We start from the raw sequence: 13,556 nt of genomic DNA, 5'->3' as shown, positions 1-13,556 counted from the left end.
GAGAAGGAAGCGGGTTTTCGCTGGGCCAAAAACCGACTAAGAACGCGCGCAGTGAGATAGAGGGGACCACTCCATGGCATTCATTCTGGGGTCAGGCAGCCCGCGACGGTTGGACCTGCTGGCACAGCTGGGCATTGTACCGGATGCCGTTCGGCCACCTGAAATCGACGAATCCCCGCATAAGGGCGAAGTGCCCCGATCCTATTGCTGTCGTATTGCGCGGGAAAAGGCGCAGGCCGTTCACGCCGAGCCCGATGATTTGGTCCTGTGCGCTGACACAACAGTTGCATTGGGGCGCCGGATCCTGGGCAAACCTGCTGACGAACAGGAGGCGGCTGCATTTTTGCAGGCGCTGTCCGGGCGACGTCATCGGGTGATCACGGCGGTTGCGTTGAAAAAAGGTGAACGCGTCTGGGAAAAGGACGTGGTTTCCAATGTCCGCATGAAACGCCTGTCTGACGCCGATATGCGGAGCTATCTGGCTGCGGGTGATTGGCGGGGCAAGGCGGGCGGATATGCAATCCAGGGCGCTGCGGGCGCGTTTATTCCATGGATCAGCGGGTCCTTTACCGGCATCGTCGGGTTACCGCTGGCTGAAACTGCCAATCTGTTACAGGCCGCTGGGCATTGCCCCTGGAGCGCGCCGGCAAAGGAGACGACATGAAGGGTAGCAGCATCATTCTGGACCATCTGAACAACCGCGAAGCCGCGGCGCTGATGATTGATGGAAAGCTGGAAGATTTTCTGGTCGAAAACGACCTGCCGACACCGGGATCAATCTATCGGGCCAGGGCCGACCGCCCGGTCAAGGGGCAGGGCGGGATGTTTCTGTCGACCCCGGATGGGCCGGCATTTCTACGCCAGGTCAAAGGGTTGGCACCCGGAACCTTGTTGCTGGTACAAGTCACGGGGTATGCTGAACCCGGCAAAGCCATTCCTGTAACACAAAAGGTCCTGTTCAAGAGCCGTTATGCAATTGTCACCCCCGACTCGCCTGGTTTGAATGTGTCACGCTCCATTCGCGACGAAGACATGCGTGACAGGCTGTTGGAAATCGCAAACGAGGAAATGGACGGCTGTGGTTTCGGGCTGATTCTGCGATCCGCCTGTGCGGACGGCGATCCAGAGGAAATTGCCGAAGATATTGCCGCAATGCGCAATATGGCCGAGCAGGTTCTGCAGGATACAGGAACCGAAACCGAGAAGTTGACGGATGGGGACGGACCGCATCTGCTGGCGTGGCGCGACTGGCCCGGATCCTGCGACGTGATCCGCGAATCCGGAGGATTTGAAGCGCATGGTGTGCTGGACGCCTTGGAATCGGTGACGTCTACCAGAGAGCCTTTGAGCGGTGGGGCGTTCTTGTACATCGAACCCACCCGGGCGCTGGTCGCCGTCGATGTGAACACGGGTTCCGACACCTCTCTGGCGGCCGGCACCAAGGCCAATATGGCCTGCGCCAAAGCTTTGCCACGGGCGCTGCGTGTGCGGGGGCTGGGCGGGCAGATCACGCTGGATTTGGCTCCTATGCCCAAGAAAGACCGCCGAACCTTTGAAACCTCTCTGCGCGCAGCGTTTCGGGCGGATACCGAAGAAACAATACTCGCGGGGTGGACGCCCTTGGGACATTTTGAACTGCAACGCAAAAGAGGCCGTATTCCGCTGAAGGAGATCCTAGAATGAGTTGCCCGGTCTGTAGCGAGGAAACTGTCCAAAAGTACCGCCCGTTCTGCTCCAGACGCTGCGCGGATATCGATTTGGGAAAGTGGTTGTCCGAGGGCTATGCCATCCCCAGCGAAGCCCCCGAAGACCTTGAAATCGCACTGGAAGAGCTCGAGAATACACCTCCTGTCAAACATTGATGATTTTCTTGCAGAATCCCTCTGGACACCGCTGCGCCCAAAGCATAGAACGCCCCCACCCAAGGCGAACAGCCTAACCCATGCCCGGGTAGCTCAGGGGTAGAGCAGTGGATTGAAAATCCTCGTGTCGGTGGTTCGATTCCGCCCCCGGGCACCATTCCCAACAGGTAAGCTACTGTTTCCCTTCAGCTTTAACTGGAGCTGATCAAGGGCGTAGTACATGCTGGAGCTATGCCGTTGCTTCCAGCCATTTGCTCAGCACTTCAAGCGGATAGCCCTTGCCATATCCATGCCCTACGCCTTCGGTTTGCCAGCCACCTATCTGGTCGACGATGTCGGACGGACACTCGACAGCGCGAAGCCTGTCACGCATCGAATGACGAAAGCTGTGCATGGTGCAACGGCTTGGTACATATGGCTTCATCCATTTGTTCAGCGCGGCACTGGCAGAATTAGCGTTCGTGGTTTTCGATTTGTTGTACCGGGGAAAAGCGAACTGGCTGTCAGTGTTCTTAGAGAGCAAGCGCTTGGCGGCCCATAGTGACGCCCCGACCAGAGGCACCTTTCGGTTGCTGCCTGATGTCTTCAGCCGACGCCAAGGATGCTCTTGGACAACTACGTGAGGCAATGGGTCATTCAGCTCGAAATCCTCTTTGAGCAAACCCGCAGCTTCTGCAAGCCGCATCCCTGTGTCCGAGACCAAAGCAACCAGCCATCGCAAGTCGTCATCAAGGGACCGGCATTTGGATTGCAGAGAGCGGATCGCTTCGATTGGCATAGGTTCACGATCTTCGACACCGGCACTTCTGTCGTAGTACACACCAGCGAATGGGTTGGTCAGTGTGATACCGGCTTCAGAAGCAGCGAAGTTGATGACTGATCTGACGGTCCCAAAGATGCGGGTGATACTGCTACCCGCTAATTCTCGCTCCACCAGCTCGTCGCGAAACGCATTGGCATCCGCCTTGGTATAGCTTCTGATGTCTTTGTCCCCGCAGACATCCAAGACATAGCCACACGACCGCTCAGCAGCCCTGTGGAAGGTGATTGGACGTCCTTGCCCCTTCAGCTGCAGATAGACTGACACGGCTTCTGAGAGCTTTACGGCGTCAACGCTGGCTTGATCGGTGCATGACATCGAAGACCCAAACTCGGCGGCAGCTCCCATCCTCAGAAGATGCTTGCCCGGTAGGTCTACGTCTTGGATGCGTAGATGGTACCAGTGTTCATCCAGTTGCTGAGCAGCTCTTTGCGCTCGGGACTTTGCAACCACTGCTGATCTTGTCCGCAGCGAGAACGATATTTTTCCGGTGGTATAGTGGTGATCGAGGTCCTTCGGGACCCGTCGTGTGAAGTAGAAGACCCCTGCTTTTACAAATGAGAAGGGAACGGTTTTGTTCTCCAGCATGTACTACGCCCTTGATCAGCTCCAGTTAAAGCTGAAGGGAAACAGTAGCTTACCTGTTGGGAATGGTGCCCGGGGGCGGAATCGAACCACCGACACGAGGATTTTCAATTTTCCTAGGTTTCCATTCAGACTCTCGCAACTTGCTGCGAGCCGACGCAAAAAGTCTTTAGCTTCAATACTGTGTGGTCTCCAATCAATCGCAGGGAAAACCAGTCCGTTTCATTCAAGCTCACCACTCTCGGCACCCATCAGGCACCCAGCGGCCACACTTACTGGCCATAACGCTCCCAAAAAGCTTGTTTTTTTGGCTTCCCCATTTCGGGTTTCAGGCGAGTGGAATGGTCGATATCCTAGACCCTAGTTCACCTGTCCTATCGTTTTGAAAGTTCCCGCATATTGAGCCGTTTACAACAAAAACCGCTGGTAGGGTTTTTCCTCAACCCCTTTGGAAAACATGCCAAGTACATGGAGTACGATGGGAGCGAGATTGTCGTGCAGGCCAAGCCTTTGGTCTCCGGCACGCTGAGAGAACTAGCGTCCGCTCCAACAGTTGAGAATGGGTTTTGGGGTGCGTCTCTAACGCTCCGATTGGATGACCAACCAGTACACTTGCTAAAAGGTGCCCGACCCAAAGACGCTGTCAATTTCTCGAACGCTATTCGTGCGGACTGGGAAGCGACCATCCAGGCCGATCTTGAACAATGCCGTGCAGTCATTGATGCGTTGGTGCAGGAAATTGGAGAACTTTCTAACCCAGCGGCCTACCCGGCAGCGTGCGTGGTGTCTCCAATACTGGAGCGCGCTAGTGGTCTCGATCGGCGTCTTCTTTCCAAGCTACCACAAGAGGCCCTAGAGGATGCACATCGGGATCAAATCGATAATATACAGGGGTTTGTACGAAACGCGCGGCAGATACGTCAGCACGCAATTTCAGCTTTTGAGGAACGTCAGTTGGTCGAGTGGGCAGATTTCTTCGAAACATTCGAAAGCAATCCACTGACACCAGAACAAAGGCAATCAATCGTTTCCGATGAGGACGCAACTCTGGTCTTGGCTGGCGCCGGTTCGGGGAAAACCAGCGTCATAACTGCCAAAGCAGGCTACCTACTGAAGTCTGGTGCTAGGAAACCTGAAGAAGTGCTGCTTCTGGCGTTTGCGAGAGACGCAGCCAAAGAGATGAGTGAACGGATCGAGGCCAAATGTGGAGAACCTTTGGAAGCTCGTACATTTCATTCGTTGGCCTACGACATCATAGGGGCCGTCGAAGGAAGCAAGCCAGCACTGGCCGCTCATGCCACTGACGACAAGGCGTACCTTGCCTTGATCCGAGACATCCTGAGGGCTTTGGTCCGAACAGCATCAGAAGTGTCAAAGTCCATTGTGGGCTGGTTCTCCCACACCCGTTTGGAAGAAAAAAGTGAGTGGGATTTCAAGAAAAAGCACAGTTACTACACTTACATTGAAAAGCTCGATCTTCGCACCCTTCAAGGGGAGCAGGTCAAAAGCTTTGAAGAGTTGATGATTGCCAATTGGCTGTATGAGAGCGGCATCGAATACGAGTATGAACCCGACTACGAACATAAGGTTTCTGAAGGTGGCTTCCGTGACTACTGTCCAGATTTTCGCTTAACAAAGAGCGGCATCTATATTGAGCACTTTGGGGTTCGTCGTACAAAACTGGCAGACGGCACCTATCGCCTTAAAACGGCGCCATTCGTAGACAACGAAGAATACCTCGCTGGCATGGATTGGAAGCGTGGTGTCCACGCCGAACACGAAACGACTTTGATCGAGACGTTCAGTTATGAGCGAGAAGACGGTTCGCTGCTGGAAGCGCTCGCTGAGAAAATTTCTCCCTACGAAACGGTCAACCCAAGGTCACCAGAAACGCTCTTCGACAGGGTGGTGGAACTAAACCAAGCCGACAGTTTTGTGCAGCTGCTTGGAACCTTCTTGAAGCACTACAAAGGTGGTGGATACCACATCAACGAATGCGCCGAGAAAGGGCGGGTCTTGAAACTTGGCAAACGTGCCAAGGCGTTCCTGTCAATCTTTGAGCCTGTCTATTTGGAGTACCAAAAACAGTTAAACGGACGGATCGATTTTGAAGATATGATCCTTCGGGCAACCAACTATGCCGAGACGGGAGAGTATGCCAGCCCGTTCAAACACATCTTAGTAGATGAGTTTCAGGATATATCACGTAGCCGAGGGCGCTTGGTCAAAGCTCTAAAAGCCCAACACAGTGATGCACGCATTTTCGCAGTTGGCGATGACTGGCAGTCGATCTACCGGTTTGCCGGGTCCGACATCAACCTCATGCGAAACTTCGGCGACGAGTTTGGGGGCGTCTTTGACGGGCAATCAGGAGTTCATCGCACTGTGGATCTGGGAAGAACATTCCGCTCGGTCGATCAGATTGCACATGCTGCGAAGAGGTTTGTGTTACAAAACCCGGCCCAGTTAAACAAGACAGTGATACCAGCTGGCACGTCAGATGTGCCTGCGTTGAAAGTTGTCTCGACAATCAAAGCCGACGAGAAAAACAAACTGGACCAAGTGTTGCACTCGCTGCAACGGACGGCCCAACCAAAGCAGCCAGTATCGGTTTTGTTGCTTGGCCGTTATCGACACTTAGCCCCATCCAATCTCGCGCAACTGCGTCGTAAGTTTTCTGATTTGGATATTTCGTTTCGCACGATCCACGCATCAAAGGGGCTAGAGGCAGATCACGTGGTGATCCTGAACATGTTTCGCGGCCGTACAGGCTTTCCGTCAGAAATTGTTGACGACCCACTCCTAAGCCTTGTTTCGCCGGAGGCAGAGCCATTTGAGAATGCCGAAGAACGCCGGGTTATGTATGTGGCGCTGACACGTGCCCGAAAATCCGTGACTCTAATGGGGTCAGCTTCAAAACAATCGGCTTTCATTACCGAGTTGTTAGATGATCCTGAGTACGGGACCACAGGGGCTGACGACCAAGTAGAATTCAACCATACCTGCGGCGAATGTGGTGGGCATCTGGTTCCTGTCCCGACCAAAGATGGCCGTACATGGTACAGGTGTGAACATGCCACGCTCTGCGGACATTCTTTGAACGCTTGTAGTTCCTGCGGCATTGGACTGCCGGTTCAGAACAAAGGCACCGGTTTGAGCAAGTGCTCTTGTGGTGCTGAATACCCGAGCTGTCCCAGTTGTGAAGACGGGTGGCTAGTCGAGCGAAGGGGGCGATATGGTCCGTTTCTCGGCTGTGTCAGCTACCCACGCTGTAAGGGCAAGGCGAAGATTGCCAAACGCAGAAGCTGACCAGTTCGAATACACACGTTCCATTTCTTAAGCCTTCTCACCGCATATGCATCGAGTGTGGTGTAGCGTTGCGTATCGGGGCAATTCAAACCCAGCCGTTTTAACCCATTTGGAAAATGGGCCCAAATGGCCCGCAACGCTATCGGCATGCTCGTCGAAAGTTGAGCGACTGGGTGTGCAGAGATGCCTCCTCTTCAAACATTTCCATTGGGTCGAATATCTTGATGTCAAAATCACTACCAAACAGCAGGAAAGGCGTTGCGTTTGCATCGAAGATCACAGGGATCTTCAAGTGTTTTTGCGAAACGTGACTATAGTTGATCGCTGCATCCTTCTCAGTTCTGCGCCAATCCAACCATTCTGCTCCAATCTGCCTCAAATACAACTGTCTCGCTGACATCTTTGGGCGCTCACATACTGCTTTGTCTTCTCTTAGAACCTTGACCGCATGCCCCAGTATTTCTTCGTAGGTTGGTAAACCTGAGTTCGAAAGGGCCTTATTGACCCATTCAATTGGGGCCATGCCTTCGTTCCATTCAGGGCCATTCATACAAAGGCACATGTAAGCAAATGGCCTACTCTGTGTTCTTGTGAAAGCTGACACTCTTGGCCCCCAGGTGTTTAGTTCTTCGGGGATGCGTAGCTTTCTGAAATGCGAACCAACGAGATTCAGGCATACCAAGGAAAGCAACGACCCAAGATGATATGCGACAACTGAATTTTGCAGGTGGGCGTAGTGCGCCAAGAGGTGAACTGGCGCTGAATATAGGGTCAACTCAGGTGTATAAAGCCGCTCACCATACTCTTTTCTCAGGAAACACTCCTCGACCATCCTTTCGTCCTGATCCAGCGCCGAAAGAGTTTGGAACTGGGTTGATAACTCAGACCACGTCGCAGTCGTTTCAAGGAGGGCCGCGACGCTCAATGGTTGGCGAACTAACAACTGTTCGGTGTTGTGATCTCCAAATCTAACGAAGATCACAGGCCGCTGATCGTCGGGTCGACCACTTGAATTGAACTCGATTCCACATGAAAAACTGATCTTCCAAGGAGTAGACAAGGAGTGCTGGCGACCATGTGATGCACTACACGGCAAATATTGCTGATATGAACAAGAACGGTGGGAAACTGTCTGTCAAGACGATCGGGACAAAAGATGCCTCCGTTTTCCATGGGTTCTGTAGCAAACATGATCGTGAGCTGTTTTCATGTATTGAAAATGAGGCCTTCTCGGGCCGACCGGATCAGTGTCTGGCGGTGGCATACCGTGCAATGAGCCGGGAGCTCTACGGAAAGGATGCCTTGAGCCATATTAGGGAAACGCTCCGCGGGGCGGACAAAGGAAAGTCGCATGCCGAGCAACTACTCCTTCAGGCAATTCTCGATGAACTTAATAGAAGCAACGAAGCCGCCAGGATTGTCCGTCGTCAGAGTTTTTGGAACCAGTGGCTGCCTAAACTAAGAGAGAGTTTGGCTCATCTGTTTGGTTTGATTATGCGGCGTGCTGGCGGTGATGCAAGCGTCGCGCTTCGCGTGTTTTCCGTTTGATCCTTTCACGTTGTTTTAGAATGGCTTTGTCGCGCCCGAAGTAGACGTCGGCGGGTGTGACGTTGTTGATGCTCTCGTGGAAGCGCTGGTGATTGTAGTGGTCGACGAAGGCTTCGATCTGAGCTTCGAGGTCACCCGGTAAGAAGTAGTTTTCCAGCAGGATGCGGTTCTTAAGGGTTTGATGCCATCGTTCGATTTTGCCCTGCGTTTGCGGATGATATGGCGCACCGCGCGCGTGCTTCATACCTTTGTCCTTTAGCCATTCGGCCAAGTCGCCTGAGACATAACTGGAGCCGTTGTCGCTAAGAAGACGCGGCTTATGAACGACGTGGATTTGATCACAGCCAGACGCCTGTAGCGCCAATTCCAGTGTGTCCGTTACATCTTCTGTCCGCATGTTCGTGCAGAGCTTCCAAGAGACGATGTAGCGACTGTAATCGTCCAGGACCGTGCTGAGATAGAACCAGCCCCAGCCCAGAACCTTGATGTAGGTGAAGTCTGTCTGCCAAAGCTGGTTGATACCAGTTGTCTTATGCTGGAACTCATCCATTGCCCGGCAGGCGATTGCAAAGCAATCTGCCGAGAGGGGGCCGCCTTCAAGACGATGAACGCCGGGCTGGTGATGAGATCATGGGCTTTGAGGGTGCGATACACCGTAGATTCCGAGACAAAATAACGGTCTTGATCGGTGAACGTCACGGCCAGCTCGCGGGGCGATAGCTCTGTCTCTTTCAAGGCGAGGTCGACAACCTTGCGCTTCACTTCGACGGGAACGCGGTTCCAAACGTGATTGGGCTTGGGAGATCGATCCTGCAAACCAGCCTCACCACGCTGCAGATACCGGTCGTACCAGCGGTAAAATGTGGTGCGGGGAATGCCCAGCTTGGCCAGTGTCCGACGCGCTGACAGGTGGCTTTCTTCCACCAGCCGAATGATCTCCAGCTTCTCTGATGCGGCATATCTCATTCGTGGTCGTCCCCATCCCCGAGCATGCTTTTTTGAGAAGACGCAGTTCAAGCGTCTGCTCTGCGACGACCTCCTTGAGATCCTTTGCCTCGCGGCGGAGTGCCTTGACCTCATCGGTGTTGGCTGCTCGTGCTGTGTCGCCAGCAAGCCTCTTCTTGCCAGCTTCCATGAAGTCTTTTGACCATTTGTAGTAGACGCCCTGCGATATCCCTTCACGACGGCACAGCTCGGCAATGCTGTCTTCGCCGCGTAGCCCATCCAGTACGATCCTGATCTTCTCTTCGCTGGAATAATGCTTGCGCGTGCCGCGTTTGATATCTTTGACGATCTTCTCGCCAGGGCTCTTCGTTGTCTTTCTCATCGTCCACTCCTCGGTGGCTACGATGAGCAACAAACCCTCTCTTAGCAAATAACCCTATTTGGACCCATAAGCGCTGACGTCAGACACTACCACAAGCGGCTCTTGACTGACTGTTTTGATTTCACCTGTAGGTTCCTGGCTCAAGTAGCCGAAATGCTACCATTTGGTAGTTCAATCTATTGTTTAGAGAAGTGGTGTTTTCGTGTTGTCAATTAGGTGGCAGGCGACGCGGTGACCTTCTCCGCGGTCAATCAACTCGGGCTCAGATTGACGACAGATATCTTGGGCCACCGGGCATCTGTTGGCAAAGCGGCACCCTTTGGGAAGATTTACGGGATCGGGTGGGTCGCCAGGAATGAGAATGCGTTTGGTTTCGGCGCGTCGTTTGCTGTCGACCGAAGGCACTGCAGACAACAACGCAGCAGTGTAAGGGTGCAGTGGGTTGTTGAAAAGGCTAAGCCGGTCGGCATGTTCGACGATCTTACCCATGTACATCACAGCGATGGCGTCGGACATGTGTTGAACAACACCCAAGTCATGGCTGATGAACAGGTAGGTCAGCCCGAATTCTGTCTGCAGGTCGCGCAACAGGTTCAGGATTTGCGCCTGAACCGCCACATCAAGCGCGGAAACGGGCTCATCGCAAATGATCAGTTCTGGCTGTGTAGCCAGTGCCCGGGCAATGCCGATCCGCTGACGTTGCCCGCCAGAGAATTGGTGTGGAAATAGCCGTCTTTGTTCTGGGCGCAGGCCAACTGCAGAGAACAATTTGTCAACGATTTCACGCTGCTCACTCAGCGTCGTATCCGTCAGGCTGTCCAGCGGCTCGCGGACGATATCCTCGGCGCGTTGGCGAGGGTTGAGGCTGGAGTAAGGGTCCTGAAAGATGAACTGAACCTTGGTGCGCGCCTGGCGCAGGTCTTCGCCGTCCATGTTCAGAATGTCGTGGCCATCCAGGTTCACATGACCAGTATAGGCCTCGACAAGCCGGGCCACGGCCAAAGCAGCCGTTGTTTTTCCGGACCCGCTCTCACCAACGATGGCAAGGGTTTCACCCTTGTTGACGCTAAAGGAAACGTCGTCTACGGCATACAGGAACGCCCGCTTTCCAAAGGTGCCGCCGCGTTTGACCGAGAAGCGAACGCCCAGGTTTTCGACGGTCAAAATGGGGGCGTTGATTTTGTCATTTCCCATTACACGTCCTCCGCATGCCAACAAGCGGCGAGCTGACCATTTTCAAAACGCTGCATCGGTGGGCGCTCCTCCAGGCATCGGCCTGACCGGATATTGCATCGTGATGCAAACAGGCACATGTCACGACCGAACTGGGCCAGGCCGGGGACAATGCCCGGAACTTCGGTCAGGCGCTCGCGGTCCTCGGTCAGTTGGCTGATGATATGAGGCACACAGGAAATCAACCCTTTGGTATATGGATGGCGGGCGTGTTCGATGATCTGGTCCACAGGGCCGATTTCGGCACCCCGGCCAGCATACATGACGATCATTCGTTCGGCCATTTCCGCCACGGCCCCCATGTCATGGGTGATCATGATGATCGAAGTGCCGGTCTCTTTGCGCAAGTCACGCAGCAGATCGAAGATTTGAGCTTGAACCGTGACATCAAGCGCCGTGGTCGGTTCGTCGGCGATCAGAATTTTCGGCTGGCAGGCGAGCGCGATGGCAATCATCACCCGTTGACGCTGCCCCCCCGACATCTGGAACGGGTAGTCGCCCACCCGTTTGCGTGCATTGGGGATTCTGACCGCATCCAGAAGATCAGCGGCCATATCCCATGCCGCCTTTTTGCTCAGCCCCTGATGCGCCCGAATAACCTCGGCAATCTGTTCACCAACAGAATACACCGGATTGAGAGAGGTCATTGGTTCCTGAAAGATCATAGAGATCTCGTTACCGCGAATTTCCCTGAGACGGGCGTCGCTGGCTTGCGTCAACTCCTCTCCGTCAAACAGGATAGACCCGCTGGCAACGCGCCCGATCTTCTCTGGTAGAAGCCCCATAATTGCCAATGCGGTCATCGACTTGCCGCAGCCGCTTTCGCCAACAAAGCTGATGGCTTCATTTTGGCCTAGCTCGAACGACAGATCATCAATCACCGGAGCGACCCCGTCACGTGTCGTCAATTCGATCCTGAGGTTTTCGATTTTTAGAAGCGGATTAGCCATCAGCGTTGCCTCAGTTTCGGGTTGAGCGCGTCGTTCAGCCCGTCACCCACGAGTGAAATTGCCAGAACGGTTATGAAAATTGCCAAACCGGGGAATGTAACGGTATAGCTGGCGTCCAGAATATATTGTCTGTTGGAGCCGATGATTTGTCCCCAACTGACAACGTTGGGATCTGTGAGGCCTAGAAAGGACAGGCCCGCCTCAAACAGAATTGCCGAACCCACCATCAAAGCGGATTGCACGATGATCGGCGGCAAAGCGTTGGGCAGGATCACACGAAACATCAGCTTCATGTTTTTGGCTCCGGACGCACGTGACGCCTTGACGTATTCCAGCTCTCGGATGCGCAGAAACTCGGATCGGGTGATCCGGGCCACGGCCGTCCAGCTCACGATGCCGATTGCCAAGGTGATCATTGGCAGGCTCGCGCCGAATAGCGCGACAATGACCATCGAGAACAGCAAGGTCGGCAACACTTGGAAGAACTCGGTGATCCGCATCAGGATCTCTTCGACATAACCCCGATAGAACCCAGCCAATGCACCGATCGTCACGCCAATGAAAATCGACACGAACGCCGCAGCGAGGCCGATAATCAGAGAGACGCGCGCTCCGTTCAGGATCATCGCAACAAGATCGCGCCCCAGGTAATCAGTGCCCAACAGGAAACCTTCCTCGCCGGGGGGAGAAAACGGTGCCCAGACCATTTCAAACGGGTCCGTCGGGTATAGTAACGGGCCGAATATGGCTCCAAAGGTGATCACGATCAGTACGATCAGACCCAGAACTGCAGCATGGTTGCGGGCAAACATTTCCCAAGCTTCCGCTGCCGGATGTCGGGCCTTTTGAATTTCCTCTTCGAGGATTGGGGGCAGGGTGCTCATTTTCGGCCTCCAATGCGCGGATCAACCAGCCGGTGGGCTGCGTCTGTTAACAGATTGCCGATAATCACGACCAAGGCCGAGAAAAACAGGATTCCCAGAATGGTTGGCGTGTCACGCGCGATAATTGATTGGAACGCCAAAGTGCCAAGACCCGGCCAGCTGAACACCGCCTCAACCAGAACAGCGCCGGACACCACAGCGGAGAATTGCAAACCAGCCAGTGTAATCACCGGTGACAACGAATTTTTCAGAGCGTGCTTGTAAACCACTTGCCGGGTCGTCAGGCCCTTGGCTTTGGCGGTGCGGACATAATCCGATCCCAAAGTTTCCATCATCGTTGCGCGTGACAGACGGGAATACAAAGCTATGAAAATGGAGGACAGGGTGATCATCGGCAAAACCAGATGGCGGGCGATATCTGCAGCTTGGGCAAAGAAGCCACCTTCAATGGTCACATCGCGCATTCCTGCCACGGGGAACCACTGTATGTGCAGGGAAAAACCGATCAGAAGCAGTATGCCTGTCCAGAAGACCGGCGCGGAATATCCAAACAGGGCAAACAGCGTCACGAAGTGGCTGACAATGCCATTGGGCTTGCGGGCCGAGTAAACACCCATCACCACGCCCAGGATCAGAGCCAGCAATTGCGCGCTGATGACCAACAACAACGTAGCGGGAAGCTTACCCAGAATGAGGCTTGTTACGCTCTGGTTATAGAAGAACGAATACCCCAGATCGAATTGCAGGACGTTTCCGATATATCGGCCCAGCTGCACGATGAAAGGCTTGTCCAATCCGTAATCCCTACGGATTTCGTCCAGCACTTCCTGGTCGGCTCCGCCCATGGACTGCGAAATCGTATCCGCGACATCGCCCGGGGCCAAATGCATCAAAGAGAAATTCAGAACCAACACGGCTAGCAACAGCAGCACGGCGTAGAAAACTCGGGTAAGGGTTGTCTGTAGGAATCTCAACGAATTGCCCCCGGTCTAGGAAAGAATGCCCGCTGCGGAAGGAAACGCCGCGGGCCATCTTGGA

The 13,556-nt window shown here is 54.1% G+C and carries 11 protein-coding genes, 1 tRNA gene and 1 pseudogene; 6 read left to right on the top strand and 7 right to left on the bottom strand.

Annotated features, from left to right (window positions below; genetic code table 11):
• Positions 1-73: 73 nt before the first annotated feature.
• The 4 genes from QEZ52_RS16875 (at position 74) to QEZ52_RS16860 (ending at position 2,019) form a co-directional block, all read left to right on the top strand.
• Positions 74-664 (top strand): Maf family protein, encoded by a 591-nt coding sequence (locus QEZ52_RS16875; protein ID WP_406645638.1) that lies wholly within the window; start codon positions 74-76, stop codon positions 662-664.
• Entirely contained in the window at positions 661-1,683 is a 1,023-nt protein-coding gene (locus QEZ52_RS16870) for a ribonuclease E/G (protein ID WP_406645636.1), read from the top strand. Before QEZ52_RS16875 ends, QEZ52_RS16870 begins: the two co-directional genes overlap by 4 nt.
• Positions 1,680-1,862: a DNA gyrase inhibitor YacG gene (locus tag QEZ52_RS16865; protein WP_406645635.1), complete on the top strand. Its 183-nt coding sequence runs from the start codon at positions 1,680-1,682 to the stop codon at positions 1,860-1,862. The genes QEZ52_RS16870 and QEZ52_RS16865 overlap by 4 nt, the downstream gene beginning before the upstream one ends.
• An 82-nt stretch (positions 1,863-1,944) precedes the next feature.
• Positions 1,945-2,019 (top strand) — tRNA-Phe (locus QEZ52_RS16860).
• Between the two features lie 72 nt (positions 2,020-2,091).
• Here the strand turns inward: QEZ52_RS16860 and QEZ52_RS16855 are convergent.
• Entirely contained in the window at positions 2,092-3,270 is a 1,179-nt protein-coding gene (locus QEZ52_RS16855) for a DUF6538 domain-containing protein (RefSeq protein WP_406645633.1), read from the bottom strand.
• Positions 3,271-3,735: 465 nt separating this feature from the next.
• Between QEZ52_RS16855 and QEZ52_RS16850 the strand changes: the two genes are divergently transcribed.
• Positions 3,736-6,576 (top strand): UvrD-helicase domain-containing protein, encoded by a 2,841-nt coding sequence (locus QEZ52_RS16850; protein WP_406650540.1) that lies wholly within the window; start codon positions 3,736-3,738, stop codon positions 6,574-6,576.
• A gap of 139 nt (positions 6,577-6,715) precedes the next feature.
• Here the strand turns inward: QEZ52_RS16850 and QEZ52_RS16845 are convergent, their stop codons facing one another.
• Positions 6,716-7,099, bottom strand: a complete 384-nt coding sequence (locus QEZ52_RS16845; protein WP_406645632.1) for a hypothetical protein — start codon at positions 7,097-7,099, stop codon at positions 6,716-6,718.
• A gap of 557 nt (positions 7,100-7,656) precedes the next feature.
• Between QEZ52_RS16845 and QEZ52_RS16840 the strand changes: the two genes are divergently transcribed.
• A complete protein-coding gene (locus tag QEZ52_RS16840; protein WP_406645631.1) occupies positions 7,657-8,124 on the top strand; it encodes a hypothetical protein in 468 nt (155 codons plus the stop codon).
• Here QEZ52_RS16840 and QEZ52_RS16835 read toward each other — a convergent pair.
• The 5 genes and pseudogenes from QEZ52_RS16835 to QEZ52_RS16815 form a co-directional block, all read right to left on the bottom strand.
• A pseudogene (locus QEZ52_RS16835) lies at positions 8,069-9,451 on the bottom strand (IS3 family transposase). The gene QEZ52_RS16840 and the pseudogene QEZ52_RS16835 overlap by 56 nt on opposite strands.
• 183 nt (positions 9,452-9,634) lie before the next feature.
• Positions 9,635-10,645: an ABC transporter ATP-binding protein gene (locus QEZ52_RS16830; RefSeq protein WP_406645630.1), complete on the bottom strand. Its 1,011-nt coding sequence runs from the start codon at positions 10,643-10,645 to the stop codon at positions 9,635-9,637.
• The gene (locus tag QEZ52_RS16825) at positions 10,645-11,634 is read right to left on the bottom strand and encodes an ABC transporter ATP-binding protein (RefSeq protein WP_406645628.1); all 990 of its coding nucleotides are present in this window, start codon (positions 11,632-11,634) and stop codon (positions 10,645-10,647) included. The genes QEZ52_RS16830 and QEZ52_RS16825 overlap by 1 nt, the downstream gene beginning before the upstream one ends.
• Positions 11,634-12,518, bottom strand: a complete 885-nt coding sequence (locus tag QEZ52_RS16820; protein WP_406645627.1) for an ABC transporter permease — start codon at positions 12,516-12,518, stop codon at positions 11,634-11,636. Before QEZ52_RS16820 ends, QEZ52_RS16825 begins: the two co-directional genes overlap by 1 nt.
• The gene (locus tag QEZ52_RS16815) at positions 12,515-13,492 is read right to left on the bottom strand and encodes an ABC transporter permease (RefSeq protein ID WP_406645626.1); all 978 of its coding nucleotides are present in this window, start codon (positions 13,490-13,492) and stop codon (positions 12,515-12,517) included. The genes QEZ52_RS16820 and QEZ52_RS16815 overlap by 4 nt, the downstream gene beginning before the upstream one ends.
• Positions 13,493-13,556: the final 64 nt, after the last annotated feature.

Source organism: Aliisedimentitalea scapharcae (genome assembly GCF_045277565.1).
GTDB lineage: Bacteria > Pseudomonadota > Alphaproteobacteria > Rhodobacterales > Rhodobacteraceae > Aliisedimentitalea > Aliisedimentitalea scapharcae.
The sequence above is the reverse complement of the archived record's forward strand: the minus strand, read 5'-3'. Positions and strand labels throughout refer to the sequence as shown.